The 829-nt window shown below is 58.5% G+C and carries 1 protein-coding gene; it reads right to left on the bottom strand.

All coding sequences use genetic code 11. From position 1 onward, the window contains the following. A partial coding sequence (locus tag AC629_RS44515) for a LysR family transcriptional regulator (protein WP_084810850.1) occupies window positions 1-662 on the bottom strand: 662 nt, incomplete at its 3' end. Between the last annotated feature and the right edge of the window lie 167 nt (window positions 663-829).

Raw genomic sequence — 829 nt, 5'->3', positions numbered from 1 at the left:
GCATGGACCAATGCGCACGCAATTGAGGACTGCGACACTTCCGCTGCGAGACGCAGCGGCACGTTTGCATCCTCGAACGCCCGTGCCAATTTCTCGCCTGCCGGAAGATGTCGCGCTACCGCGATGAGCGCCTCCTCGGCGAGATCCTGTGCTGTCAGCTCCTGGCGCACGCAGAGCGGATGATTGCGCGGCAAGACACATCCCATGTCCACCGTCTGCAGCTCGCGCATTTCGATCCGTGTGTCACCGACCGGGCCCAAGATCAGTCCAAAATCGATACGATGATCGACAACGAGCTGCGTAACCTCCTGCGCTGTTGCCCCACGCAGATCTACGATCACGCCCGGCCGCTCGACCTGGAATGCTTGGATGGCGAGCGGCATCATACGATGAGCGAGCGTCGGAGCGACGGCAATTCTCAACTGACCGGATCGCCCCGCGCGAAGGTCACTCGCCAAGCGGCGCACCCCATCGATCGCCGCAAAGGCACTTAGAGTCTCTGGATACAGCACCTGGGCTTCGGTCGTCGGGATCAGGCGCTTTTTGTCGCGAATGAACAGCTTGAAACCAAGTTGTTCCTCCGCCTGCAGCAGCATTTTACTCACAGCCGGTTGCGAGATTCGCAAAGCTGCGGCCGCGGCCGTCACACTGCCGAGCGCCATAACGCAACGGAACACCTCCAACTCGCGCACGCTTAAATGCATAACTTCAAACCATGACCTCTGTCGAATTTTGCATTTGAAGGACTGGATTATATCTGCAACGAGACCTGATCAAGCGGGGCGAACGGCTGGGCTCGTTCGGACTGAAATACTACGCAGCAATTAAT

This window comes from Bradyrhizobium sp. NAS80.1, assembly GCF_001908205.1.
In the GTDB taxonomy this organism is placed as follows: Bacteria; Pseudomonadota; Alphaproteobacteria; order Rhizobiales; family Xanthobacteraceae; genus Bradyrhizobium.
This window is presented reverse-complemented; position numbering and strand designations above follow the sequence as displayed.